This window comes from Collinsella aerofaciens, from assembly GCF_028209885.1.
GTDB lineage: Bacteria > Actinomycetota > Coriobacteriia > Coriobacteriales > Coriobacteriaceae > Collinsella > Collinsella aerofaciens_BA.
In genome coordinates this window covers 1-24,351 of sequence record NZ_JAQLEM010000032.1, presented here as the reverse complement: position 1 = coordinate 24,351, position 24,351 = coordinate 1, and the positions used below count along the sequence as shown (strand labels likewise).

Below are 24,351 nucleotides of genomic sequence, written 5' to 3'. Positions count from 1 at the left end.
CCCGCTCTTTTATAACGGCAGTTACATCAACCGGCTACGAGATATTGCCCAAGAACGCCTTGGTGCGCTCGCTCTTGGGGTGGTCGAAGACCTCGCTCGGCGTACCCTCTTCCACAATGACGCCGCCGTCCATAAAGACGACGCGGTCGGCGACGTCGCGGGCAAAGCCCATCTCGTGCGTCACGACGATCATGGTCATGCCATCGCGTGCCAGGTCGCGCATGACACCCAGAACGTCGCGAACCAGCTCGGGATCGAGCGCCGACGTGGCCTCGTCAAAGAGCATAACGTGCGGATTCATCGACAGGGCGCGGGCAATGGCCACGCGCTGCTGCTGACCGCCCGAGAGCTGGCTCGGCATAAAGTCGATACGCTCGGCAAGACCGACCTTGGTCAGTTCCTCGATGGCGATCTTCTCGGCCTCTTCCTTACTGCGCTTGAGCACCTTTTGCTGCGCAAGCATGACGTTCTTTTTGACCGACAGGTGCGGGAACAGGTTGAACTGCTGAAACACCATGCCCAAGTGTGTACGTACCTTATTGAGGTCGACGCCCTTGGCACACACATCCACGCCCTCAACGACAATCGAGCCGCTCGTGGGATGCTCCAGGCGATTGATGCAGCGAAGCATCGTCGACTTGCCCGAGCCCGAGGGGCCCAGGACCACAACGACCTCACCCTTGTGCACGTCCAGATCGATATCACGCAGAACCACGTTATCGCCAAAAGCCTTTTGGAGGTTCTTGATGCTGACAACGACCTCGTTGGAATTCGTTTCACTCATGACAGGACCTCCTTACAGACCGGCGATATGATCGGCGGGCGTCGCGACAACCTGTCCGGCGCTCTTGGTGGGACGCTTCTTTTTGGTTTCGGCCGTCCCCAGAAGTCTCGCCTCAAGACCGCTCACCAAGCGCGCAAGCGGCAGGGTAATGACCAGATAGAACAGAGCGGCAACCACATACGGCGCGATGGAGCCCGTCGTGGCCACGATGGTGCGGGCGTTCATGACGATCTCGACGACACCCACGGCGGCAAGCAGCGACGTGTCCTTGTAGAGCAGGATAAACTCGCTGGTCAGCGTAGGCAGGACATTGCGGAACGTCTGCGGAATCATGACATAGAGCAGCGTCTGGAAGGCATTCATGCCCAGCGAGCGAGCAGCCTCGTTTTGGCCCTTGGGGATCGACTGAATACCGGCACGGAAGATCTCGCACAGGTACGCAGACGAGTTCATGGCCATGACGATAACACCCAGCACATAGTCGTCCACTTTGACACCGGCCAGCGGCAAGCCAAAGAACGCAATGTAGATCTGCAAGAACGCCGGCGTGCCGCGGATGATATTCACATAGATGCCGGCAAGGCAGCGAAGGATGCGCGACTTGGAAATGCGCATGAGCGACAGGGCGAAACCGAAGGGAATTGCCAGCGGAAACGCCACAAGCACGATCGAAAGCGACATGAGGAAGCCCTTGAAGACGATCGGCAGGCTCTGGACCAAAATGACCGGGTTCAGGAACAGGCGCAGGAACATATTGGAGTTCCAGGCCTCGACCCACGGCTGCTCCTTAAGATCGGCCAGGAAGTTATCGAATGCCGTCACGCCCTTGATCTCCACCGACGGAATCTTGGAAATCTTCTTGGTCGAACCGTCGGCGAGCGTATAGGTGCCGCTAAAGGCCTCTTCGCCGCCCTCGACGGGAAACGTCACGCCGTAAACCTCGACACGGAAAAAGCCGCCGGCAGGCGCCGTCTCGCCAAAGTCAATCTTGAGCGTCTGGCCGTCAGCCTTGCACGTGGGCTTCATGGGCGTACGATCCATGAGGTCCTCGCCCGAGAGCATCGTCAATCGCGTGTCATCGGTACCAAACGTCGTGCCGTCGACAAACGTCAGCGAAAGACCGCTCAGCTCCTCATCGGCATCGGCCTGGACCTCCCAGGTAATGCGCGTCTCGGTGCCACCGACCACGTCGCTGCCCGAACCGGTATTGGGACGCGCGGTGATCTTTGCGGTCTCGAGCGCCTGAGCGGTCGAAGGCGCGGCTGTCCCCGCGCACAGCAAAGCGAGCGCCACAGTCAGGGCGCAGGCTAGTTTTTGGAGCATCGAGGGCAGCGGGAAGCGCCGACCCATGGCCCCTTCGTTCAATCGAGACAAGGTGGCTCCTATCGTAGAAGTTGCCGGCAAAACGAGACGGAAATGCTCTCCGTCAAGAGAAGCGCAAAGGCCCTCTCCGCCAAAACGGAAAGGGCCTGCGCACAATCAAGTAGCTATTTTACTTGATGTTGTACTTAGCCATGAGGGCGTCGACGGTACCGTCGTCGGTCAGGTCCTTGATGGCCTGGTTGATGTCGTCCTTGAGCTTGGTGTTGCCCTGGTTGATGGCGATGGCGTACTCCTCGCCGGTGCTGATCTGCTTGATGGTCTGGCAGGTGTTGAACTGCTCGGCGGTCAGCTGGCTGGCAACGGAGCGGTTGGTGACTACGGCGTCGCCCTTATCGGACTGCAGGGCGCTGAAGCACTCGGTGGCGTCCTTGTAGGGGACGATCTTGGCCTTGGGGAAGTTCTCCTGGGCAAAGGCCTCGGCGGTCGAACCGGACTGGACGATGATGGTAGCGTCGGCGTTGTTGAGCTTCTCGCTGTAGTTGTCGGCCGTGATGTCGGTGTTATCGACCTTGGTCACGATAGCCTGATCGTCCATGTAGTAGGAATCGGAGAAAGTAACTTCCTTCTCACGCTCGGGCGTGTCGGTGATAGCCGCGATGGCGACGTCGTACTTAGCGCCCGAAGCGACACCGGGGACGAGCGTGTCGAAGTCATTGTTGACGTACTCGACATCCAGACCCAGCTTGTCGCCGATAGCCTTGATGAGCTCAAGGTCAAAGCCCTGATAATCGCCGTTGTCATCCTTGTACTCAAACGGAGCGTACTCGGCAGAGGTGCCGACGGTCAGCGTACCGTCCTTGACGAGCGCGTACTCCTTGGAGCCGTCGACCTTCTCGACCTTAGCGTCGTCAGAGCTGCTGGAACCGGCATCAGAACCAGAGGTGGCGTTGGACGAGCCGCAGCCCGTCAGTGCGAGGGCGAGCGCCATGGCGCCCGTGGCGGCAAATGCGCCAAGCTTCTTGAGCTTCATAATCAGTCTCCTTCCGATGACCCCGTTTGATTCAGAGGTCTGCAAAAACTGTTGGATATTATGCACCCGTAAGTGCGAATCTGCAATTAGAAAACTGATTGAAACAAACCCATAACGTGAATGGGACACTCCACTTTGTGACAGTCGTTACTGCTGTAACGACCTTAACAGTTTGATTTCAACCGCATAACCTGCAAGTTCGTTCGGTGTCTCCAAAATAAATGGAAGTTCACACAAGCGGCTATTCGATACAATATTCTGCATAACCTGCATACCGCCGCCAAACTCTTCACTACCCAGATAGCCCTTACCGATGCATTCGTGGCGGTCCTTATGGGCGCCGCAGGGATTCTTGGAGTCATTGATGTGCACGGCGCGCAGGCGCTCGATACCCACCACACGATCGAACTCGTCGAGCACACCGTCAAGATCGTGGACGATGTCATAGCCGGCGTCATTCACATGGCAGGTGTCCAGACACACGCCCAGCTTGTCCGATAGCTCTGGACGCCTGGCAGCAACGCCCTCGATAATGCACGCCAGCTCCTCAAAGCTGCGGCCCACCTCGGTACCCTTGCCGGCCATGGTCTCGAGCAGCACCGTCGTCTGCTGGCCCTCAAACATCACCTGGCACAGGGTGTCGACAATCATCTGAATGCCGGCGTCGGAGCCCTGCCCCACATGCGCACCGGGATGGAAGTTGTAGTAGTTGCCGGGCAGCGCCTCCATGCGCCGCAGGTCCTCTGCCATGGCCTCCAGGGCAAACTCGCGCGCCCGCTCTTTGGCTGAGCAGGGGTTATAGGTATACGGGGCATGCGCCACCAGCGGGCCAAAGTCGTTTTGCTCCATAAGCTCGCGCAGGGCCGCCACGTCATCCATGTCAAGGTCTTTCGCCTTGCCGCCGCGCGGGTTGCGCGTAAAGAATGCAAAGGTATTGGCGCCAATGGACAACGCTGTCTCCCCCATTGCCCGATAGCCCTTCGTCGTCGAAAGATGGCACCCGATCGTCAGCATCTCCAGCTCCCTCCTCATCAGTTGCGGTGGAATAGTTCCTGTTTGGCCCCTATTCTGCCGCAAACAGGAACTATTCCACCGCAACTTACAAAAGGGGCATCAGGGATGCGGGCCGCCAAACACTACGGCTACGGGTGCCAGCATCATAATCCCCTATGCGTCAGCGCCAAGCCTAGAGGGCTAGACGGATTGCATCGATAATGCGCGCGCAGCACTGTGTGGCGGCAAGGGGCATGACGGGACTCTCGAGTTTCCCCGCCCGGATGAGCTGGGTCGCATGCTGGATTTCGCCGTAGAAATCATCGACCTCAAACGGGGCATTTATTTCGAGCGTTCGCCCGTCGGAATACTTCACATGGGCGAGCTCGGGGCGATGGAGACGGTCGATTTCCAACGAGCCCCGCTCGCAGGCAATCGTTAAGCGGCTTTCATATGCTGCTTTGCCGTCGCACACCATATGAATGGGTATACCGCCGACACTCATATGGATCTCGTCGGCCCAATCGACGCGGCCGCCCGATCCGTCACGCCAGCGAACTTCACGGGACGAAACCTCGCACGCGCCCGCGAGCAAATCCTCAAACCAACCGACCGCATAGCAGCCCATGTCATATAGACAGCCACCCTGCAACGGGTCGAGCAGATAACTCGAAGGGGGCTCACCATAATCGAGTTTTTGCACGCTTTCAATCGAGACGATACGGCCGAGCTCGCCCGACGCAAGCAAGCCCTTCACGCGAGTACGCATCGGACAAAACCGATTTTTCATCGCCTCCATAAACAGCACGCCGCGCTCACGGGAAACGGAGGCGATCGCATGGGCCTCTTCTTCATTCAAAACGGCCGGCTTTTCGCACAGCACGGCCTTTCCGGCGCGCAGCGCGCGACAGGCCCAACGCGCATGCATGCCATGCGGAAGAGCCAAGTAGATTACGTCGACATCGGGGTCGACAATCAACGCATCATAAGCCGCATCGCCGTTATCGTCAGCTGTGGCATAACTGTGCGCGGCATCAATCGAAAACGCCCTGCAAAACTCCTCAACATGCGAAGGAGTGCGACCGGCGGCAGCCACAAGCCGTGCCCCGTCCACCTCCTTGAGCGACGATGCAAATCGATGCGAAATGCGCCCAGCGCCCAAAACGCCCCAACGAACCTCACGCAAATCATCACATGAATCCCGATGGCCCACGACAGCCCCCTTCAGTTGCGGTGGAATAGTTCCTGCTTTGCCCCTATTCTGCCGCAAACAGGAACTATTCCACCGCAACTTATAAAAGGGGCATCAGGAGCGCGTTTTGCAAAAGGCTTTAAGCGCGGCCGTTACGGGGCCAGGCTGGAAACGTCGGCGCACATCGTCGAGACGCTCGGGAATATCGATGTGCTGCGGGCAGTGACGTGCGCATTTACCGCACTTGACACAATTGCTCACCAGCTTGGGCTCGTTCGTCCGCACCGCGCTCGCCGTAAAGTATTGAGACAGCCCCGTAAACCAACTATGTGCGTAGCTCGCGTTGTAGGCGCCAAAGCAACCGGGAATATTAATGCCCTTGGGGCACGGCATGCAGTAGCCGCATCCCGTGCAGGGCACGCGATTCGATTTTTCAAACTCTCCCAGCACACGCGCGATGGTATCGAGCTGCTCTGTCGTCATCGAATCCGGCAGCGCGCGATCCGCCAATGCCGCGTTCTCGTCCACCTGCGCGGTATCGGTCATGCCCGAAAGCAGCATCGTGACTTGAGGATGGTTCCACACCCACGAAAGGCCCCAAGCAGCCGGCGTCTTCAGGTACGGATCGCGTACGTCATCGAGCACGGCGCGGGCCCGCGGAGGCAGTTTGCCCGCCAGGCGTCCACCCAAAAGCGGTTCCATCACAAACACCGCGAGCCCGCGCTCGGCGGCTGCCATGAGTCCCGCCGTTCCCGCTTGGTATCGCTCTCCAGCATAGTTGTACTGGATCTGGCAAAAGTCCCAGTCATACGCGTCAAGCATCGTGAGGAAGTCCGCCGCACTGCCGTGGTACGAAAAACCTATCTGGCGAATACGCCCCGCAGCCTTTTGGTGCGCAATCCAGTCCTCGATACCCAACGCTACCACGCGCTCCCACTGCGCGGGCGAGGTGATGTTGTGCATAAGGTAATAGTCGATATGGTCAGTCCGCAAACGGCGCAGCTGCTCGTCAAAAAAGCGGTCGAAATCCTCCGCACATTTGCACGAAGCGTGCGGCAACTTGGTCGCGAGCAAAATCTGGTCGCGCAGACCCAGGCGCTCAAGCGAGGCTCCCACACAAGCTTCGTTACCGGGGTAGAGATAGGCCGTGTCCAGATAGGTTATCCCTTGCTCCACCGCACGGGAGATGATGGCATCGGCCGTCTTCGCATCGGGGTGTCCCGGCGCACCGGGAAACCTCATGCAGCCCAGACCCAGAGCGGATATTCGGTTACCACTTTTGGGGTCAACACGGTATTGCACGGCCCCTCCCTTCGCCATCAGCGCCCCGGCAAGGCGAAACACAATGGTCACGCAGCCGAAACATCGTGGAATCGCAATCGAGAATGTATCGTAACGTAGCAGAAATCGAGCCGTCACGACACCGCTTTAACATCAGCAAAAAGCCCGATGAAAGGAGACGACCGTGACCACGCGCGAGGACGCCTACCCCTACCCCGGCGAGCAGTACATCCTCTCGGTCGACCGCTATCAGATCGAGGTCATGGACCATCTGGACGAGCTTCCCGCCACAGGCGCCGTCATCTTCTGCACCTTCCCCAAGGTGCGCGATGGCGTCGTACACCCTGCGCGCGTTTTTGTGATCTGTCCCGCGGCATAAGCGCACAGTGCAATAGTTTCTTTTTCATAACAGCAGCCCCGCGCGCTTACCAAACGCCCCGGCGGCATACAATCCATCAGGCGCCCCCACGCGGGCGCCTTTTATATGGGGAGATGATTCATATGCAGATCAACAAGGTTGCCTTTATCGGCAAGGGCGGCGTCGGCCTACTCTATGGCAGCATGATTGCCAAGTCCCTCGGCAATGACGCCGTCGAATACGTCATGGATGACGCCCGTTTTGAGCGTCACGCGAACGACGCACTCACCGTCAACGGCGAACCCTGCGATCTCACGTCCGTCCGCGCCAGCGAGGCAACGCCCGCCGATCTGGTCATTCTCACGGTCAAGACGACTGGACTCAACCAAGCACTCAAGACTATGGAGCGCGTCGTGGGACCCAATACGCTCATCGCCTCGCTGTGTAACGGCATTACGAGCGAGCAGAAGATTGCCGAGCGCTTTGGCTGGGAGCATACCGTCCTGGGTATCTGCCAGGGCATGGACGCCGTATTCCTCGACGGCGCGCTCACCTTTACCAACACTGGCGAAATCCGCTTTGGCGCGGCGGCCGGCACCGAGCTCGCAACCGTCACCGCCATCGACGAGCTCTACACGCGCTGCGGCATCGCCCATACCGTCGAGAGCGACGTTGCGCACCGCATGTGGGCCAAACTCATGCTCAACGACGGCATCAACCAGACGTGCATGGCCTACGGCGGGACCTACGGAAGCGCCACGGAGCCGGACTCCGAGCAGCGTCGCTGCTTTGTTTCTGCCATGCGCGAAACGCTTGCGGTCGCCAACGCCGAGGGCATTGAGCTGACCGAGGCAGACCTGACGCAGATGGTGCACCTCATCGAGGGAATCGACCCCACCGGTATGCCCTCGATGGCGCAGGACCGCATCGCGCAACGAAAAACCGAAGTCGAGGAGTTCGCGGGCACCATTTGCCGCCTGGCCGTCAAACACGATATCCAAGTGCCGCAAAACGATTGGCTCTATCAGCGCATCCGCGATATCGAGAAAAGCTGGTAGCGCCCGGCTCACCACGTCAACAGGCTCAACAGCAAAGCCGCCACAAGGAGCACTCCCCTTACGGCGGCTTTCATCTTCATCTATAACCAGTAGTCGATGTCCCGACGGTTAGAGCTGCGACTCCGACGCCTGGTCCTCATCGTCGCGACAAAGGACTACACCCGCACTTCCCAGCAGTGCGGCCGCGACCAACGCACTGACCACGATAGAGGCAGCCCCACAAGACCCCTGCATGCCCGCAACGAGCGCGGCCGTAGGACCAAGGCAGCCAAGCACCAATGCGACGGCGGCAATGGCAATATCTCGAGCGTTCACAAGACCACTTCCTCCACGAGAAAGACCTTATTTCTCATGAACTAGTGTGCCCCGCGCCCATATGCGCGACGTACTGCCACGGTAAGCGCTCTGTTAACTCAAGCACGCACAAAAAACGGGCGCCCTTACGTTGCCCAAAGGCTCGGTAAAGACGCCCGCCCGTCATGTCCTATCGGCTTATGGCAGATTACCAACCGGTATAGTAGTCGGTGGTTCCGGCTGCGCAGCCGGAGTCATAGACCTTGCACTCGCCCTTGGAACCGGTAAACGTGGAGCCCTGAGCCTTATCGCCCGCGGCCACGACGTAGTAGCCATCGGAATCGCGCCAAAAGCCCTCGGAATCCTGCGTCCATTCGCCCGTGCGGTGGTGATACAACACGTTGCTGCTGTAATAAGTCTCGCGGCGGCCGTTATAGTTATTGACGCCGCTCGAGCGCGTCAGGCCCGAGCCGTTCGCGTAATACGCAGCAGACGCGTAAGACGAGCCGGAGCCGGCGTTGTAATACGAAGCCTGAACGGCCTCAGCGGCCTCGGCTTCGGCTGCGGCAGCCTCGAGCGCCTCGCGCTTGGCATCCTCAAGCGTGGAGCGAAGCTCGTCGAGCTCGGTCGACTTGGCGTCGACCTCCCCCATCGTCAACAGGCTACCCGCACCGTCGATGCAGCTCTGCAGCACAGCGCGCTCGTCATCGGTAACATAGTCGCCATACATATTCATAATAATCTGAGCGCGCATCTCCAGGGAATCGCGCTTTGCCCCCATCGAGGCGTTCCACTCCTGCATAGAGCCATAACCGTCGCCGCGGTAGTCGACGGGCTGCACCAGCGTCGCCTCGGACGGCGTAGATCCAACCGTATCGGATAGTGTTGCCGCGTGGGCATCAGTTGCGCCGGCGCCCGCCAAAAGTGCCACGGTCAGAGCGGCGGAAAGGGCGGCGGCTTTCGGTTTTCGTGAATCGATCCTCATGTAGCTGGAAACCTCCGTAGTGCGTTTTTTGCTGCGTTTGAGCTGCGTGTGATTCGATCGCGCTGCATAGTACCCCGAGCAAATCGCGACCTGCGGTTTTACTCAAAAGGCGCACGTCAATTGCGTAAAACTCACATCCTCTCAACAGGAGTTTTCCACATCTCGATTGCATAAAGCATGCCAAAAACCCTGTAACAGCGCCCTTCCTATGCAAAAAAGGCGCCTGTGCAACCATTGTTCGCACAGGCGCCTTGAGCAGGCATTTTATGCAGTTATACCTATCGAGTCGCAAGGGGTCCTTGCACAAGTCGCCTTACTCGTCCAGCGCGGCGAAGGCCTGCTTCAGATCCCAAATGATGTCCTCGGCGTTCTCGGTACCGATGGAAAGACGAATCGTGGAGGGCGTGATGTTCTGCTCAGCGAGCTCCTCGGCAGAGAGCTGGGAGTGCGTGGTGGTAGCCGGGTGCACGACGAGCGACTTGACGTCGGCCACGTTGGCGAGCAGCGAGAACACCTGCAGATGATCGATGAACTTCCAAGCTGCCTCCTGGCCACCCTTAATCTCAAAGGTAAAGATCGAGGCACCGCCGTTGGGGAAATACTGCTTGTAAAGCTCATGGTCGGGGTGCTCAGGCAGGCTCGGGTGGTTCACCTTGGCGACGTGGCTGTCACCAGCCAGGAACTCAACGACCTTCTTGGTGTTCTCGACATGACGGTCAACGCGCAGCGACAGGGTCTCGGTGCCCTGGAGCAAGACCCAGGCGTTGAACGGGCTGATGCAGGCGCCCTCGTCACGCAGCAGGATAGCGCGGACAAAGGTCGCGAAGGCGGCGGGACCGGCAGCCTCGGCAAACGAAACACCGTGGTAGGAGGGGTTGGGCTCAGCGATCTGGGCGTACTTTCCGCTCGCCTTCCAATCGAAGTTACCGCCGTCGACGATCACACCGCCCAGCGAGGTGCCGTGGCCGCCGATGAACTTGGTTGCGGAGTGGACGACGATGTTGGCACCATGCTCCAGCGGACGGAACAGATACGGGGTGCCGAAGGTGTTGTCGACGACAACCGGCAGACCGTGCTTCTTGGCGATCTCGGAGATGGCGTCGATGTTGGGGATGTCGGAGTTGGGGTTGCCGAGCGTCTCGAGATAGATGACCGTGGTGTTGTCCTTGATGGCACCCTCGACCTCTTCCAGGTTATGGGCATCGACAAACGTGGTCTCGACGCCAAACTGGGAGAGCGTATGCTCCAGCAGGTTGTAGGAGCCACCGTAAATTGTCTTCTGAGCCACCACGTGGTCACCGGCCTGGGCAAGAGCCTGCAGGGTATAGGTGATGGCAGCAGCGCCAGAGGCGACGGCAAGACCTGCCACGCCACCCTCGAGTGCGGCGATACGGTCCTCGAAGACGCCCTGGGTGGAGTTGGTCAGACGGCCATAGATGTTACCGGCGTCGGCAAGACCAAAGCGGTCGGCGGCGTGCTGGGAATTGCGGAACACATAGCTCGTGGTCTGGTAGATAGGCACGGCGCGGGAGTCGGATGCAGGATCGGCGCTCTCCTGGCCAACGTGCAGCTGCAGGGTATCGAAACCAAAGGTGTGCTCGGGGTTGTTGATAAACTGGCTCATGATGATCTCCTTGATCGAACAAAAGTAATAAGAGTAAGAGAAGTGAGTCGCTGTCTCCTGATCACGCCGACGGGCGCAAACAGGAGCCCGGCATTCGTCTTGGTAAGCAATTCATATGCGGGCCTCCTTTCGCATCCCGGTTCCGTAGTTGGCTTAATTACCTACCGTCTTTGTGTGTTTTGAATAGTACGAGCATTGTTTTCCTCGGTCAATCACTTTAAAGCGCTAACCTGTTATCGGTTTTATAGATAACACTCGAAAGGACGGGCGCCGATGACCCTCCAACAGCTTCGCTTTTTGATCGCCGTGGCAGAGTCCGGTTCGATCAACGCCGCAGCCCAGCGCCTCTATACGGCACAGTCCAATATCTCCAATGCCGTCAAAAGCCTGGAGCAGGAACTTCATATCGAAATCTTTACGCGCTCCAGCCGCGGTGTTGCACTCACCAACGACGGCACCGAGCTTTTGGGTTATGCACGCCAGGTCGTAGAGCAGGCCGACATGCTCGAGGCCCGCTACGAGGACGGCGGTACCCCGCAAGCCCGCCTCGCCATTTCCGCCCAACACTACGCCTTTTCGGTCGAGGCCTTTGTCAACGTAGTCGAGCGCTGCCGCGACAGCAAGTTCGAGTTCATCATGCGCGAGACCACCACAGCGCAGATTATCGACGACGTGCGCGCGTTTCGCAGCGATATCGGCATTCTGTATCTGGATGACTTTAACGCCCGCGTTCTGCAGAGGGCCTTCGCCGATGCCCGCGCAAGCTTCCATCCCCTCTTCGACGCGACGGTCCACGTCTTCGTTAGCGAGCGCCACCCGCTCGCACGCCGCCCTCAGCTGTCCCTTGCCGACCTCACGCCCTATACGCGCTACAGCTTTGAGCAAGGCACCTCGAACTCCTTCTATTACGCCGAGGAACCGTTTAGCTATATTCCCTGCAACCGCAATATCCGCGTATCCGACCGCGGGACGCTCACCAACCTGCTTATCACCTCGAACGGCTATGCGCTGTCGACCGGCGTACTCTCCAGCGAAATGCAGTGGGGCATGGCCTCGATCCCCCTGGCAGACGCCCCGACGATGCATGTGGGCTACATCATGCATGACGACCGCAAGCCCTCTCCCCTCTTGCAGCAATACCTCGACGAGCTCAACCGCATCATCCATGCCAACCAACTGTCGGAAGACGGGGTAGAAATCGTAGATTGCTAGCCCCCGGCGGGCATGGCGCTACAATGGTCACTCACGCGAAACGTACCCAACGAAAGGAACCATGTGAAGGTCATCATCTATACCGACGGCTCGGCCCGATCAAATCCGGGACGCGGCGGCTACGGCGCCGTGCTCAAATACACCAACCCCGCCGGCAAGACCTTCACCTCTGAGCTTTCGCGCGGCTACGCCAAGACCACCAACAACCGCATGGAGCTCATGGCCGTTATCGTGGCACTCGAGGCGCTCAACCGCCCCTGCGACGTCGAAGTCCATTCCGATTCGCAGTACGTCGTTAACGCCTTCAACAAGCACTGGATTGACGGATGGAAAAAACGCGGCTGGAAGACCGCCAACAAGCAGCCCGTCAAGAACCGCGATCTGTGGGAGCGCCTACTCACCGCAAAGAGCAAGCACAAGGTTGAGTTCATCTGGGTTAAGGGTCACGCCGGCCATGAGCTCAACGAGCGCTGCGACGAGCTCGCCACCACGGCGGCCGACGGCAGCAACCTCGATATCGACACCGGCTTTAACGAGAGCGACCTGTAACGGCGTTTTCGTACGCTATTTCCTGCCCCTTCGCGCTACACTCATCCTGTAAACCGAACGGCACGAGGGGGATACATGCTGCGTATAGCGACCATCGGCACATCCATGATTACCGACGACTTTATCCAGGTCGTCAACGCCAACGACCAAGCCGCGTTTGTGGGCACGCTCTCGCGCGATTCAGATCGCGGTGCTGCCTTTACCGCCGAGCGCGGTGGCGAGCGAAACTTTACTTCACTCGATGAGCTCGCGGCAGCCGCCGACGTCGACGCCGTCTATATCGGCAGCCCCAACGCACTTCACTACGAGCAGGCCCTTGCCTGCATCGCCGGTGGCAAGCACGTCATCGTCGAGAAGCCCTTCTGCGCCACCGAGGCGCAAGCGCTGGAAGTCTTCCGCGCTGCCGAGGCAGCAGGTGTCGTGGCCCTCGAGGCCATGCGTCCCCTCCACGATCCCGCCTTCCACGCCATCGAGGACGCCCTGGGTGAGATCGCCCCCATCCGCCGCGCCTCATTGCGCTTTGGAAAATATTCCTCGCGCTACAACGAGATTCTCGCGGGACGCGCCACCAATATCTTCGACTGCAATATGGCCTCGGGTTCCCTCATGGATATTGGCGTCTACACCGTCGAGCCCATGGTCGAGATTTTCGGCATGCCCTCCGGCCTTACGAGCATGACCGCCCTGCTCGATCCCACCACGCGACAGCTCACGCACGGCCCCATCGACGGCTGCGGTTCCATCCTCGCCAGCTACGGCGGTGGCCGTATCTCCGTCGAGCTCGCGCACTCCAAAATTACGAATGACCTGCTGCCCTCGCAGATCGAAGGCGAGCGTGGCACTATCCAGATCGACCATCTGTCCACGCCCCGCAACGTCCGCATCGACTATCGCGGCGACGTCGTACGCGGCTCGGCGACCGAGGCGCCGCGCGAACAGGGCGACAACGGCCGCGTGCTCGACCTGCCCAAATCGAGCAACACTATGGAATACGAACTCACAGACTTCATCACCGCCATCGGCGGCATCGATAACGTCAAGGAAGAGATTTGGGAGACCCCGGCGGGACGCCACGAGCTTGGCCACTACCGCGATGTCACGCTCGTCTCACTACGCATCATGGATGCCGTGCGCCAGCAGGCCGGCATTACCTTCCCGGCCGACGCAGGCAAGCAGGCATAGCGATGGGCCTCTTCGATACGTTCTTCTCCAGCGTCACCGGCGGCAGTCGAGAGCCTCAAAAACCATCAAACGTCGAGCTCGAGCTGCGCCGCAGGCTTACTGTGCTCGCAAGCGACGAGGCCACTCAAGACACTCCCCTGCGCTATTTCCTGCGCTGGGAGGGGCAAGTCCAAGGCGTTGGTTTTCGCTTTACCAACACCAACCTCGCGCAGGCACGCTCCCTCACCGGCTGGGTGCGTAACATGGAAGACGGCTCAGTCGAGATGGAGATACAGGGAGCTCCGGCAAATATCCTATCTCATCTCGAGGCGCTTCATGCCTCCTACGAGCGCATGGGAACGCGTTTTCGCCTCATAGACGCTCAGGCCCGAGCCCCACTTGCCAATGAAGACGGTTTCAGTCCTCATTATTAGTATTGTGTGCTAAATACGGTATCATTTACCTACGACCGTTGATAGAAAAGAGGCGAGGCGCATGGCGGTGCAAAGAAGGAATACCAGGCAGCGAAAGCTGGTTCTTGACGCCGTGCGCCAAAGCTATAACCATCCCACCGCCGACGAAATCTACAACGTCGTGCGCGCGCAGGATGACAAAATCAGCCGCGGTACGGTCTACCGCAATCTCAATCTCTTGGCCGACGCAGGCGAAATCCTCTCCATCAAGACGCCGGGCGGTAGCCGCTTCGATCGCACGATCGAGCCGCATGCGCATATCATCTGCACCTCGTGCAGCCGCGTCATCGACGTACCGCTCCCCTTCGATGCCCAGCTCGACGCCAAGGCGTCCGAGCAAATCGGCTGGCACGTCACGTCGCACTACACCATCTTCGAGGGTCTCTGCCCCGACTGCCGGTAGATGTTCGGGACATGCCTTAAAATCCACCTTTCCTCGCTTTGCAGCAAACAGTACATTTCTAGGCATGTCCCGAAAACCTACTCGGCGAGCAGGCGGCGCAGTTCTTCTTCGACCGTGTGCACGTAACGGACGCGATCGTTGATACCGCGCATGGTGGGGTTGCAGCTCTCCATCAGATAGGGATGGCCCACGACGTTGAGCATGTCGCGATCGTTCTCATTGTCGCCAAATGCCATCATCTCATCGGGCGAAATCCCCAGGACACGACCGTAATCGACAAGCGCGGAGCCCTTGCCCGAACCGAAACCGATAAGGTCCGTCCATGCGGTTCCTGACGTCATCACATCGACACGGTCGCCAAAGAGGCGCTCGAAATACTCCCGGGCCGCCGGATAATCCACCTCGGGCGTCTGGAAGCCAATCTTAATGACATCCTCGTCGATGTCCTCGGGACGGTCGACCACCGCCACATCGCAGTGGACCACATAGCGCAAATGGTCGACGAACGCATCGTTGCCGCTCATGGTGTAGATGTGCCCCTCACACGAAAGGGTCATGTCGGTATGGGGATACGCAACCACGGTATTCGCGATAACCATAGCAAGGCTACGCTCCATGGAACGCTTGACGACGGCACGCCCCTCGCTCATCACCAGGGTTCCGTTTTCGCATACATAGGCGAGCTCATCGGCCACCGGGGCAAACAGGTAGCGCAAGCTCGCATATTGACGGCCACTCGCCGGCATAAACACGATACCGCGACGATGCAGCTCATCGATAAGCTCAAAGGCCTCGGAACGCAGCTCGCGCTCCCCCGGATGCAGCAACGTGCCGTCCAAATCGCATGCAATCAGTTTGATTCCCTCAAGACCCATATGCTTCCCCCAAAGCCTCATATCAACAGCAAGACGGACCTTGATCGGTCGCCCCTCAAAGCCCGTCTTGCGCATACGCGCGCTTAGCCGCGCGCCTTTTTTACGATGGTAAAGTCGGGAGCCATGCTCACGACGACCTCCGCCGCACTCGACGCAAAGCGCCGGTCCGCATCGAGTTCACGGGTAACCAGCGAGAGCCGAACACCCTCGACACCCCGGAGCATGCGGCCCAAAACAGGCTGCACCGGCGTATACATGCGCACAGTATGCTCGTCCGAGTCGCCCCGGAAGAGCGGCGCATGCATGTTGCCGATCTCCCAGCACGAATGCGCGAGCGCAATCGGGTCCATGCGGTCAACTTCGACCAAATAAACCTCGGCGCTGCGCAGGCGCACGACAACCGCCACGGGTACCGCACCCGTGTGGTCGACGGCGAGCACGTCGCCGTCGACAAGACGACCGCCGTCGGCAGTATCCAGCCGAACATCGACCGTGCGCCCCAGCTCCGTCACGCCCACAAACGCGCATACATCAGCCTGGTCCCAATCGAGCAGCAGATCGTCAGCTTCAAAGACGCCGCCCAGCTTCCGGCGAAGCAGAAGTTCATAGGACGGATCGTTGAGATTTCCCAAGCATGTCGTCGAAACCAAGCGTTCAGGCATACTCTAACCCTCGACCTCGACGAGCTCGATATCAAAGCTGAGGTCCTTGCCGGCCAGCTCGTGGTTGGCGTCGAGCGTCACAGCCTCGGGCGTTACGTCGATGACCACGGCGGGAACGGGCATACCGCTCGGCGTGGACAGGAAAAGCTTCATGCCCTTCTCGATCTGCTCGATGTTGGGAACCTGTTCGGCCGGGAAGGTAATAACCATCTCGGGATTGTGCTCGCCGTAGGCATCGGCAGCAGGAATGTGCACGGTCTTCTTCTCGCCCACCTGCATGTCGACAACAGCGGCGTCGAAGCCCTTGATCATCTGACCGGCGCCGCACGTGAACTCCAGCGGCTCGCCGCGATCGTAGGAGCTATCGAACTGCGTGCCGTCATCGAGCGTGCCGCGATAATGGGTCTTGACCTTCTTGCCCTGGTTGGACATGGTAACCTCCGTGATAAGGGCGGCGCACAACGCGGGCCGCCGTGAACATATGGCGCTAACTATACCCTAGTCATACAATTCAATGACAGTTTGCAAAGAAACGCTGCAACCGGAGGAACCATGGCATATCCCGTATTTGACCTACACTGCGACACCGCCGACCGAATCGGCTGGGCCACGCTCGATCTCGACCTGCGCTTTACCGCCGGCACCGACGGTTATTTCCCCGGCGACGAAACGCATCCGCAAGATTTCGACCTCATCGAGGGTAACGCCTGTGCCATCTCGCTCGCAAAGATCGGCAACACGCCGTGGGCACAGTGCTTCGCCACGTTTGTCCCCGACGAGATTCCCACCGCCCACGCCGCGCGCTTCCAGGCGCAGATCATGGCGCATATGAGCGGCCAGGCAATGCTCAACCACGACCGTATGGTCAACGTGCGCAGCGCCGCAGACATTCGCCCCGCGCTCAAGGACGGCAAGGTCGCCTGCATCCACACCATCGAAAACGCCACGTTCTTTGCCGAGGACCCCGCGCTGATCGAAGTGCTCAAGAGCCTGGGCGTACTCATGTCATCACTCAGCTGGAACGCGCAGGGACCGCTCGCGAGCGGACACGATACCCACGCCGGCCTCACCGGCGCCGGCATCGAGGCACTTACGCAGATGGAGCACGCCGGCATGGTACTCGACGTCTCCCACCTCAACGATGAGTGCTTTGACGAGGTTCTCGCCCACGCCACGCGTCCCTTCGTCGCCAGCCACTCCAACTCCCGTGCGGTTTGCGGCGTCAAACGCAACCTTACCGACGACCAGTTCCGCACCATTCGCGACATGGGCGGTATCGTCGGCCTCAACTACTGCAGCGAGTTCCTTTCCAACGACGCAACCGACAAGACCGCCGCAGACGTCACCTTCGACCAGCTAGCGGCACATATCGAGCACTGGCTCGACCTGGGCGGCGAGGACGTCATCGCGCTCGGCGGCGACTGGGACGGTGCCGCGGTGCCCGCCTTCCTCTCCGATGCCAGCAAGATGCCCGAGTTCCAGAACATGCTCTCCAAGCACTTTGGCAAGACCGTGATGCAGAAGCTCTGCAGCGATAATGCCCTTGCCTTCTTCGAGCGTTATTAATTTCACATCCCCTGAGCGGGCCGGCATGCCGAACGGTCGACATGCGGCCCGTCCCCAATCTGAAGGACCGCTTTTGACGCAGCAATTTACGATTACCGTATCCCGACCGGATGGCACATCCATCCCCGTCGTCGTTACCAAAAAGCGCGTCAAGAACTTCAACCTACGCGTCACATCGAGCGGTGAGGTCCACGCCAGTGCACCGCTCGACGCCAGCCGCGAGCGTATCGAAGCGTTTGTGAAGCGCAACAGCGCCTGGATTATCAGTCGACTTGCCCAGCGCGAGCAACGTCAGGCGACGGCACGAGAGCCGCTCAGCCCCTCGTCCATCATTGCACTTTGGGGCAAGCCCATCACGGTACAAGATGCGCTCGATCGCAACTTTGCATCACCCGCACCGCGGCCCAAGCAGGCCACCTTCGCAAGTTTTATGGGTGCCGACAAATCGAACGAACGCCCACAGGCCAAGCGGCGCGCAACCCTCGACGGCCTGACGTCCGATGAGCTCCAGACCCGCATCGACCAGCTCTATGCATCCGAGGTCACCACGGCGCTGCGCGATATGGCGCGCGCGTACGAAATCGCAATGGGTGTCGCCGTTTCCCGCGTTTCCGTACGTAGCATGAAAACGCGTTGGGGCTCATGCACGCCCAAATCCGGTGCCGTTCGCATCGCACGCGAACTTGCCGCCTATCCCATCGAGTGTCTCGACATGGTTGTCGCCCACGAGCTCGTCCACCTGCTCGAGCCAAGCCACAATCAGCGGTTTCACGCGCTGCTCGACACGTACTGTCCCAACAATAGAGCTCTGTCGCAGCGGCTCAAGCAGCCGCCCCTCAACAAGCTCTAGCGTCGACTAGCGCACGCGCTCGATCTCGACGCCGCAGCTTGCCAGGGGAAGACCGACGGGAGCCCAAGGCTTATCGAGCTTAACACGCACGCCAAGCAGCAAGGGGTAACGACGTAGCAGCATCTGGGCCACACCCTCGGCTGCCGCCTCGATGAGTTTAAACGTATGCTCGCGCAGATAGCCATCGACATCGTGGCACACCGAGCCGTAGTCAATCGAAGCGTCCAGGCTATCGTGCTCCCCCGCTGCACGCAGGTCGACATAGAGCACCAAGGACACGATGAACTTCTGGCCCAGCACGTTCTCTTCGGGATACACGCCATGGTTAGCAAAAACCTCAAGACCTTCAACGGTGATGCGGTCGGCATGGCGCAGATCGTCATAGCTCACGTGGGGTACCGCCGTTGCGGTGGATATTTCGCCCCTTCCACGGCGGGCGAGCTCGGCGCCTTCAGTCTTGGTTGCATTCTCGGGCAGTTTCTTGTTGCTCATCGCGATCGTCTCCTTCGTTTAGAACCCCGACCGCGTAAACTAACTACACGCGAATCGACAGGTTCTTTTTATCATCGCTCCAGTTGCAAGCATTGCGCGCGGGGCATGCAAAGCAGGCGCGCGACGCTTTGTCGGCTGCATAGAGCAGGCGCTCGAGCGGTTGGCTGTTCACGCGCAGCTTTCGATGGCCCAGAATGGCCGTCTTAATGGCTGCGGCATCGGCCGGCTCAAACGCTACGTCATCGGGCATACCGCCGAGAATCGCATCAGCGACGCGTTCGCTTGCAACATCATGGGATATACCCGATTCATACTGTTCATCTTTGCCGATATCGTGAAGAAGTGCCGTGGCGTAGATGACCTCGCGGTCAAATTCGAGCTGTTCCTCGAGATTCTTGATCCACATAATGCGAGCGACATCGAGCAGGTGGTCAATACCGTGGCGGCAGAAGATGCGCCCCGATTCCAACTGTGCAATGTTGCCCAGGTGCCGCCGAAACAGACCGTTGGCACAGATGTAATCAATGCGAGGCATGGCACCAAAAGGCGCCAGGCCCGAAGCCATAAAACCGCGACGCGGCGTCCCCTCATCGGTCTTCGATGTAAAGTCGTTGACGACCCTCATGCTAACGGCCCAGCATCCTAAAGAACCGCTCCTCGAGCGCGGGATCGGTCTCAAAGACGCCGCGGCGAGCGAGCGTCACGGTCTTGGTGCCAGGCTTTTGCACGCCGCGCATGGTCATGCACATATGCTCAGCCTCCATGAGCACAATCGCTCCCTGGGGAGCGAGATAATCCATGAGGGCGTCGGCAACCTGTGCACACAGCTGCTCCTGCAGCTGCAGACGACGGGCATAGACTTCAACCGTGCGAGCGAGCTTAGACAGACCCGCCACGCGACCGTTAGGGATATAGCCGATCGCAGCCTTGCCATAAAACGGCAGCAAATGATGCTCGCACAGCGAGTAAAACGTGATGTCGCGCTCGATAACCAAGTCGTTCGAAGCGACGGCAAAGGTTTTGGACAGGTGCTCCTCGGCACTCTGGTCCATACCGCCGGCAATCTCGCCATACATACGGGCGACGCGCGCCGGGGTCTCCAGCAGGCCCTCACGAGTTGGGTCCTCGCCTATGCCCTCAAGCAACAGCTTAATGGCGGCCTCAACTTTTTCCTGATCGACCATCTGGGCCTCACTTTTCCGATTTCACGTTCGCGCTATGGTACCACGCCCTTTGGCATCGGCCACAAGCTACATAGTATGGGTCGAATAGACCGGATCATCACGCCAAAGCTCCACAGCGTCGCAAAGCGCAACGCCCTCGCGCACAGCACGGGCGCGCGTGGCGTTCATATCAATCACGCGCTGATTGCTCGAGCCCCTAAAGCGCAATGAGATATCGTACAGATCCTGAACAAACGGGCCGTCCACCAACATGTCGAGGCAGGCCAGGATACGGTCCGTCACCTCGGTATGATGACGGCCACCCGGCATAAGCTCCTCGAGCACGTCGCCGGTAAAGCACCAAATGGTCTTGCCCGACCCCTCGGGATAGGCCGCACGCACGCGTTCGATAAAGTCAACAAGTCCCGCCTGATTCTCGGGCTCCATAGGCTCGCCGCCCAGAATCGTCAGGCCATCGATAAAGGGATGGTCGAGGCTCTCGATAATCTTGTCCTCGACGGCACGATCGAACGGCTCACCCGCGGCAAAGTCCCACGCGACGGAGTTAAAGCAATTCTTGCACCCGCGACGGCACCCGCTCACAAACAGAGAAGTACGAACGCCTTCCCCATCAGCAATGTCGAAATATTTAATGTTCGCGTAGTTCATAGGTAACTCTCCCGGGAGGCCGGGACATATCATCCCGTCCTCAAACATTCTCGGCCTTCGGCCTGCGAAACTGCGGGCGGGACGATATGTCCCGGCCTCATGCAAAGGGTAACTCAATGAACGAAGCGAACATCGAGTATAGGGTTCGAGGTCCAATAAAAACTTTGTTGCAGCTCAACCGCCATCGCAAGCAAAGCGTTGTTGCAAGTCAACTCATTTCCGCTAAGAACTTCGAGGAGTGAGCAGGCCGCATGCTGCATCTCAGCTACATCAACTTGGCTGCCCCGTAGCGAGGCCCCGGGCCTTTGCTCGATATGAGTTCCGCACGAACAGGAGGCGCCAGTGGCGCCTCCGTCGTGAGCCAGGACTGTCCGAAATAGCGAGTAAAGGCCCGGGGCCTCGCTACGGAGCGGCCTGGGATGGTTATTAGAGATGCAGCACGCGGTCGCGGATCTCCTCGGTTCGACCCTGGTTCCAGAACTGGGTACCGATGTAACCGCACGTGCGACGGGCGACATTCATCTTCTCCTGGTCACGATTGCCGCAATTGGGGCACTCCCACACCAGCTTGCCGTCATCCTCGACAATCTTGATCTCACCGTCGTAGCCGCACACCTGGCAGTAGTCGCTCTTGGTGTTGAGCTCGGCGTACATGATGTTGTCGTAGATGTACTGCATCACGCGAATGACAGCCTTGAGGTTGTCCTGCATGTTGGGAACCTCGACGTAGGAGATGGCACCGCCCGGCGAAAGCTGCTGGAACATACCCTCGAACTTGAGCTTGTCGAATGCGTCGATCTCCTCGGACACGTGGACGTGGTAGCTGTTGGTGATGTAGCCCTTGTCCGTCACGCCCGGGATGATGCCAAAACGACGTTGCAGGCACTTGGCGAACTTGTAGGTCGTCGACTCAAGCGGGGTACCGTACAGCGAGAAGTCGATATCGCTTTCGGCCTTCCACTCGGCGCACTTGTCGTTCATGCGCTGCATGACGGCCATGGCAAAGGGCGTGCCCTCCTTCTCGGTGTGGCTGTGGCCCGTCATGTACTTAACGCACTCATACAGGCCGGCATAACCCAGACTAATGGTGGAGTAACCGCCCACGAGCAGCTTGTCGATCGTCTCGCCCTTCTTCAGACGGGCGAGAGCACCGTACTGCCAAAGAATCGGTGCGGCGTCAGAAAGCGTGCCCATCAGACGCTCATGGCGGCACAGCAGGGCGCGGTGGCACAGCTCAAGGCGCTCGTCGAAGATCTTCCAGAACTTGTCCATGTCCTGATGCGAGCTCAGGGCGACATCGGGCAGGTTGATGGTCACAACGCCCTGGTTAAAGCGACCGTAGTACTTGGGCTTGTTTGGGTCATAGTTCAGCGCGTTGGCCACGTTGTTAAATCCGTTACCGGAGCGGTCGGGCGTCAGGAAGCTGCGACAACCCATGCAGGTATAGCAGTCGCCGTTGCCCGCGGTCTCGCCCTTCGACAGCTTGAGCTCGCGCATCTTCTTCTCGGAGATGTAGTCGGGAACCATGCGCTTGGCGGTGCACTTGGCAGCCAGCTGGGTCAGGTAGAAGTACGGGGAATCCTCGTGAACGTTATCGTCCTCGAGTACATAGATAAGCTTGGGGAATGCCGGGGTAATCCAAACGCCGGCCTCGTTCTTAACGCCCTCGTAGCGCTGGCGAAGCGTCTCCTCCACGATCATGGCAAGGTCGTGCTTCTCCTGAGGCGTACGGGCCTCGTTAAGATACATAAAGACCGTCACGAACGGCGCCTGGCCGTTGGTGGTCATAAGGGTCACGACCTGATACTGAATCGTCTGAACGCCGCGACGGATCTCGTCACGCAGGCGGTCCTCAACAACCTCGCGGACCTTTTCGGGAGATGCGGAAACGCCGAGCTCCTCGAGCTCGCGGGCGACCTCGCCGCGAATCTTTTGACGGCTCACCTCGACAAACGGGGCAAGATGGGTCAGCGAAATCGACTGGCCACCGTACTGGGAGGAAGCAACCTGGGCGATGATCTGCGTCGCGATGTTGCAGGCGGTCGAGAAGCTGTGCGGCTTCTCAATCAGCGTACCCGAGATAACAGTACCGTTCTGGAGCATATCCTCCAGGTTCACCAGGTCGCAGTTATGCATGTGCTGGGCAAAGTAGTCCGAATCATGGAAGTGAATCAGACCCTCATTGTGGGCATCCACAATCTCCTGGGGCAGCAACACACGCTGAGTCAGGTCCTTGGAGATCTCGCCGGCCATGTAGTCACGCTGAACGGAATTGACGGTCGGGTTCTTGTTGGAGTTCTCCTGCTTGACCTCTTCGTTGTTGCACTCAATCAGCGACAGAATCTTGTCGTCGGTCGTGTTCTTCTGGCGCTTCAGGCTCTGAACATAGCGATAGATGATGTAATGGCGAGCGACCTCGTAGCAGTCGAGACGCATAATCTCGTCCTCGACCAGATCCTGAATCTCCTCGACCGACACGGTGTGGCCCGCGTTCTCGCATGCCTCGGCGACGTTTTGTGCCGCGTAAACCACCTGGCGGTCGGTAAGACGAGAGCTCTCCTCGACCTCCAAGTTTGCGGCGCGGATGGCATTGACGATCTTATCGATGTCAAAGACAACCTCGGTGCCGCTGCGCTTGATGATCTTCATCCTCTTGCCTCTTTCGCATCGTAGCCTCATCGCGCTTCAGAGCCAAACGATACCCGGCAGGGCTTGCCCCTGTCTTGCGGCGCCGTCGCGCAATCTGTGTTCTCGATAAACCATAGGTCCTCATGCGGACAATCCTCGCGGCCGATCAAGCGGCTCAAAGACGTGTCCAAATGGGGCGAATAAGGTTCTCGTTCTCTGTCCGCCATCTATCATACGACAAAGAGGCATCTATATCCTGTATTCTTTTTTTAGGTCAAACACAACATATAGTGTTTCAGCAGGTCAAAGCAATTAGTCATTTTGCAGACGCATTAAAAATGAGGGGTTCTTGGGAAGTCGGTAAAACGTTACCAACACGGCTACCTGCATGGCAGTTATAAAACCCCCTTAGTCAAGCCGCTGACAAATCCTACCAAAACCAAGCCGCTCACGCCAAAAGAATCCAAAAGATTATGCTTGACCAACATGTTGCGGTCACGGTCGGCCAGGACGTATGCAATCTGCCGGCACCTCTACGGGATGCGAAGACCATCGCGTACAAACCTTGGATCAATATTTGGTGGCTTATTTGCCGGCATGTTTGGCGGCATAAAACAAAACAGCCCAGAGACATAGCCTCTGGGCTGCAAACATTTGGTGGGCGTTAGAAGATTTGAACTTCTGACCTCTTCCGTGTCAGGGAAGCGCTCTCCCCCTGAGCTAAAC

General features: G+C 58.9%; 26 protein-coding genes. 9 read left to right on the top strand and 17 right to left on the bottom strand.

Going from position 1 to position 24,351, the window contains the following annotated elements; genetic code table 11:
• Nucleotides 1–34 precede the first annotated feature (34 nt).
• The 6 genes from PMX21_RS08255 to PMX21_RS08230 all read right to left on the bottom strand — a co-directional run bounded on the left by PMX21_RS08255 (nucleotide 35) and on the right by PMX21_RS08230 (nucleotide 6,624).
• Nucleotides 35–784 (bottom strand): amino acid ABC transporter ATP-binding protein, encoded by a 750-nt coding sequence (locus PMX21_RS08255; RefSeq protein WP_128620108.1) that lies wholly within the window; start codon nucleotides 782–784, stop codon nucleotides 35–37.
• A 12-nt stretch (nucleotides 785–796) separates the two neighbouring features.
• Nucleotides 797–2,158, bottom strand: a complete 1,362-nt coding sequence (locus tag PMX21_RS08250; RefSeq protein WP_271759098.1) for an ABC transporter permease subunit — start codon at nucleotides 2,156–2,158, stop codon at nucleotides 797–799.
• A gap of 118 nt (nucleotides 2,159–2,276) precedes the next feature.
• Complete coding sequence (locus tag PMX21_RS08245; protein WP_117648317.1) at nucleotides 2,277–3,137, bottom strand: ABC transporter substrate-binding protein; 861 nt, start codon at nucleotides 3,135–3,137, stop codon at nucleotides 2,277–2,279.
• 147 nt (nucleotides 3,138–3,284) lie between these two features.
• Entirely contained in the window at nucleotides 3,285–4,151 is an 867-nt protein-coding gene (locus PMX21_RS08240) for a deoxyribonuclease IV (RefSeq protein WP_271759097.1), read from the bottom strand.
• A 172-nt stretch (nucleotides 4,152–4,323) separates the two neighbouring features.
• A complete protein-coding gene (locus PMX21_RS08235; RefSeq protein WP_271759096.1) occupies nucleotides 4,324–5,343 on the bottom strand; it encodes a Gfo/Idh/MocA family protein in 1,020 nt (339 codons plus the stop codon).
• A 93-nt stretch (nucleotides 5,344–5,436) separates the two neighbouring features.
• Entirely contained in the window at nucleotides 5,437–6,624 is a 1,188-nt protein-coding gene (locus tag PMX21_RS08230; RefSeq protein WP_271759095.1) for an aldo/keto reductase, read from the bottom strand.
• Nucleotides 6,625–6,787: 163 nt separating this feature from the next.
• Here PMX21_RS08230 and PMX21_RS08225 point away from each other — a divergent pair, with 163 nt between their 5' ends.
• Together PMX21_RS08225 and PMX21_RS08220 are read left to right on the top strand one after the other, a co-directional pair.
• Entirely contained in the window at nucleotides 6,788–6,982 is a 195-nt protein-coding gene (locus tag PMX21_RS08225; protein WP_271759094.1) for a cyclase family protein, read from the top strand.
• Nucleotides 6,983–7,104: 122 nt separating this feature from the next.
• Entirely contained in the window at nucleotides 7,105–8,019 is a 915-nt protein-coding gene (locus tag PMX21_RS08220; protein WP_271759093.1) for a ketopantoate reductase family protein, read from the top strand.
• A gap of 108 nt (nucleotides 8,020–8,127) precedes the next feature.
• On the opposite strand, the gene PMX21_RS08215 is transcribed toward PMX21_RS08220, so the two are convergent.
• The 3 genes from PMX21_RS08215 to PMX21_RS08205 form a co-directional block, all read right to left on the bottom strand.
• A complete protein-coding gene (locus PMX21_RS08215) occupies nucleotides 8,128–8,334 on the bottom strand; it encodes a hypothetical protein (RefSeq protein ID WP_035138870.1) in 207 nt (68 codons plus the stop codon).
• 187 nt (nucleotides 8,335–8,521) lie between these two features.
• A complete protein-coding gene (locus tag PMX21_RS08210; protein WP_052044232.1) occupies nucleotides 8,522–9,298 on the bottom strand; it encodes a hypothetical protein in 777 nt (258 codons plus the stop codon).
• A gap of 313 nt (nucleotides 9,299–9,611) precedes the next feature.
• Nucleotides 9,612–10,922, bottom strand: a complete 1,311-nt coding sequence (locus PMX21_RS08205) for an O-acetylhomoserine aminocarboxypropyltransferase/cysteine synthase family protein (RefSeq protein WP_271759092.1) — start codon at nucleotides 10,920–10,922, stop codon at nucleotides 9,612–9,614.
• A gap of 273 nt (nucleotides 10,923–11,195) precedes the next feature.
• On the opposite strand from PMX21_RS08205, the gene PMX21_RS08200 reads away from it, so the two are divergent.
• The 5 genes from PMX21_RS08200 (at nucleotide 11,196) to PMX21_RS08180 (ending at nucleotide 14,720) form a co-directional block, all read left to right on the top strand.
• Complete coding sequence (locus PMX21_RS08200) at nucleotides 11,196–12,134, top strand: LysR family transcriptional regulator (RefSeq protein ID WP_271759091.1); 939 nt, start codon at nucleotides 11,196–11,198, stop codon at nucleotides 12,132–12,134.
• A 12-nt stretch (nucleotides 12,135–12,146) separates the two neighbouring features.
• Nucleotides 12,147–12,683 carry a ribonuclease HI gene (gene rnhA, locus PMX21_RS08195; RefSeq protein WP_161115755.1) on the top strand — a complete coding sequence of 179 codons (537 nt, stop codon included), beginning with the start codon at nucleotides 12,147–12,149 and terminating at the stop codon, nucleotides 12,681–12,683.
• A 75-nt stretch (nucleotides 12,684–12,758) separates the two neighbouring features.
• Complete coding sequence (locus PMX21_RS08190; RefSeq protein ID WP_271759090.1) at nucleotides 12,759–13,865, top strand: Gfo/Idh/MocA family protein; 1,107 nt, start codon at nucleotides 12,759–12,761, stop codon at nucleotides 13,863–13,865.
• A gap of 2 nt (nucleotides 13,866–13,867) precedes the next feature.
• A complete protein-coding gene (locus tag PMX21_RS08185; RefSeq protein WP_271759089.1) occupies nucleotides 13,868–14,278 on the top strand; it encodes an acylphosphatase in 411 nt (136 codons plus the stop codon).
• Between the two features lie 61 nt (nucleotides 14,279–14,339).
• On the top strand, nucleotides 14,340–14,720 hold the full coding sequence (locus tag PMX21_RS08180) for a Fur family transcriptional regulator (RefSeq protein ID WP_172677978.1): 381 nt from the start codon (nucleotides 14,340–14,342) through the stop codon (nucleotides 14,718–14,720).
• A 77-nt stretch (nucleotides 14,721–14,797) separates the two neighbouring features.
• On the opposite strand, the gene PMX21_RS08175 is transcribed toward PMX21_RS08180, so the two are convergent.
• The 3 genes from PMX21_RS08175 to PMX21_RS08165 form a co-directional block, all read right to left on the bottom strand.
• The gene (locus PMX21_RS08175) at nucleotides 14,798–15,595 is read right to left on the bottom strand and encodes an HAD-IIB family hydrolase (RefSeq protein WP_271759088.1); all 798 of its coding nucleotides are present in this window, start codon (nucleotides 15,593–15,595) and stop codon (nucleotides 14,798–14,800) included.
• Between the two features lie 83 nt (nucleotides 15,596–15,678).
• A complete protein-coding gene (locus PMX21_RS08170; protein ID WP_271759087.1) occupies nucleotides 15,679–16,257 on the bottom strand; it encodes an urease accessory protein UreE in 579 nt (192 codons plus the stop codon).
• 3 nt (nucleotides 16,258–16,260) lie between these two features.
• On the bottom strand, nucleotides 16,261–16,689 hold the full coding sequence (locus tag PMX21_RS08165; protein ID WP_271759086.1) for an FKBP-type peptidyl-prolyl cis-trans isomerase: 429 nt from the start codon (nucleotides 16,687–16,689) through the stop codon (nucleotides 16,261–16,263).
• 120 nt (nucleotides 16,690–16,809) lie between these two features.
• On the opposite strand from PMX21_RS08165, the gene PMX21_RS08160 reads away from it, so the two are divergent.
• Nucleotides 16,810–17,823: a dipeptidase gene (locus tag PMX21_RS08160; RefSeq protein WP_271759085.1), complete on the top strand. Its 1,014-nt coding sequence runs from the start codon at nucleotides 16,810–16,812 to the stop codon at nucleotides 17,821–17,823.
• A gap of 73 nt (nucleotides 17,824–17,896) precedes the next feature.
• Entirely contained in the window at nucleotides 17,897–18,673 is a 777-nt protein-coding gene (locus tag PMX21_RS08155) for a M48 family metallopeptidase (protein WP_195624794.1), read from the top strand.
• Between the two features lie 6 nt (nucleotides 18,674–18,679).
• On the opposite strand, the gene folB is transcribed toward PMX21_RS08155, so the two are convergent.
• The 5 genes from folB to nrdD form a co-directional block, all read right to left on the bottom strand.
• Nucleotides 18,680–19,165 carry a dihydroneopterin aldolase gene (gene folB, locus PMX21_RS08150; protein ID WP_271759084.1) on the bottom strand — a complete coding sequence of 162 codons (486 nt, stop codon included), beginning with the start codon at nucleotides 19,163–19,165 and terminating at the stop codon, nucleotides 18,680–18,682.
• Between the two features lie 43 nt (nucleotides 19,166–19,208).
• Nucleotides 19,209–19,790: an HD domain-containing protein gene (locus tag PMX21_RS08145; RefSeq protein WP_271759083.1), complete on the bottom strand. Its 582-nt coding sequence runs from the start codon at nucleotides 19,788–19,790 to the stop codon at nucleotides 19,209–19,211.
• A 1-nt stretch (nucleotide 19,791) separates the two neighbouring features.
• Complete coding sequence (gene folE, locus PMX21_RS08140; protein ID WP_022094399.1) at nucleotides 19,792–20,349, bottom strand: GTP cyclohydrolase I FolE; 558 nt, start codon at nucleotides 20,347–20,349, stop codon at nucleotides 19,792–19,794.
• Between the two features lie 66 nt (nucleotides 20,350–20,415).
• A complete protein-coding gene (gene nrdG / locus PMX21_RS08135; RefSeq protein ID WP_055309733.1) occupies nucleotides 20,416–20,997 on the bottom strand; it encodes an anaerobic ribonucleoside-triphosphate reductase activating protein in 582 nt (193 codons plus the stop codon).
• A 426-nt stretch (nucleotides 20,998–21,423) separates the two neighbouring features.
• Entirely contained in the window at nucleotides 21,424–23,646 is a 2,223-nt protein-coding gene (gene nrdD, locus PMX21_RS08130; protein ID WP_055309732.1) for an anaerobic ribonucleoside-triphosphate reductase, read from the bottom strand.
• Between the last annotated feature and the right edge of the window lie 705 nt (nucleotides 23,647–24,351).

Coding starts and splice junctions, on each gene's coding strand:
- PMX21_RS08240 (WP_271759097.1), bottom strand. CDS start 4,151: ATGCTGACGATCGGGTGCCATCTTTCGACGACGAAGGGCTATCGGGCA.
- folE (WP_022094399.1), bottom strand. CDS start 20,349: ATGGTCGATCAGGAAAAAGTTGAGGCCGCCATTAAGCTGTTGCTTGAG.
- nrdD (WP_055309732.1), bottom strand. CDS start 23,646: ATGAAGATCATCAAGCGCAGCGGCACCGAGGTTGTCTTTGACATCGAT.
- folB (WP_271759084.1), bottom strand. CDS start 19,165: ATGAGCAACAAGAAACTGCCCGAGAATGCAACCAAGACTGAAGGCGCC.
- PMX21_RS08170 (WP_271759087.1), bottom strand. CDS start 16,257: ATGCCTGAACGCTTGGTTTCGACGACATGCTTGGGAAATCTCAACGAT.
- PMX21_RS08190 (WP_271759090.1), top strand. CDS start 12,759: ATGCTGCGTATAGCGACCATCGGCACATCCATGATTACCGACGACTTT.
- PMX21_RS08165 (WP_271759086.1), bottom strand. CDS start 16,689: ATGTCCAACCAGGGCAAGAAGGTCAAGACCCATTATCGCGGCACGCTC.
- PMX21_RS08185 (WP_271759089.1), top strand. CDS start 13,868: ATGGGCCTCTTCGATACGTTCTTCTCCAGCGTCACCGGCGGCAGTCGA.
- PMX21_RS08205 (WP_271759092.1), bottom strand. CDS start 10,922: ATGAGCCAGTTTATCAACAACCCCGAGCACACCTTTGGTTTCGATACC.
- PMX21_RS08200 (WP_271759091.1), top strand. CDS start 11,196: ATGACCCTCCAACAGCTTCGCTTTTTGATCGCCGTGGCAGAGTCCGGT.
- PMX21_RS08180 (WP_172677978.1), top strand. CDS start 14,340: ATGGCGGTGCAAAGAAGGAATACCAGGCAGCGAAAGCTGGTTCTTGAC.
- PMX21_RS08175 (WP_271759088.1), bottom strand. CDS start 15,595: ATGGGTCTTGAGGGAATCAAACTGATTGCATGCGATTTGGACGGCACG.
- PMX21_RS08160 (WP_271759085.1), top strand. CDS start 16,810: ATGGCATATCCCGTATTTGACCTACACTGCGACACCGCCGACCGAATC.
- nrdG (WP_055309733.1), bottom strand. CDS start 20,997: ATGAACTACGCGAACATTAAATATTTCGACATTGCTGATGGGGAAGGC.
- PMX21_RS08210 (WP_052044232.1), bottom strand. CDS start 9,298: ATGAGGATCGATTCACGAAAACCGAAAGCCGCCGCCCTTTCCGCCGCT.
- PMX21_RS08255 (WP_128620108.1), bottom strand. CDS start 784: ATGAGTGAAACGAATTCCAACGAGGTCGTTGTCAGCATCAAGAACCTC.
- PMX21_RS08145 (WP_271759083.1), bottom strand. CDS start 19,790: ATGAGGGTCGTCAACGACTTTACATCGAAGACCGATGAGGGGACGCCG.
- PMX21_RS08245 (WP_117648317.1), bottom strand. CDS start 3,137: ATGAAGCTCAAGAAGCTTGGCGCATTTGCCGCCACGGGCGCCATGGCG.
- rnhA (WP_161115755.1), top strand. CDS start 12,147: ATGGCGCTACAATGGTCACTCACGCGAAACGTACCCAACGAAAGGAAC.
- PMX21_RS08220 (WP_271759093.1), top strand. CDS start 7,105: ATGCAGATCAACAAGGTTGCCTTTATCGGCAAGGGCGGCGTCGGCCTA.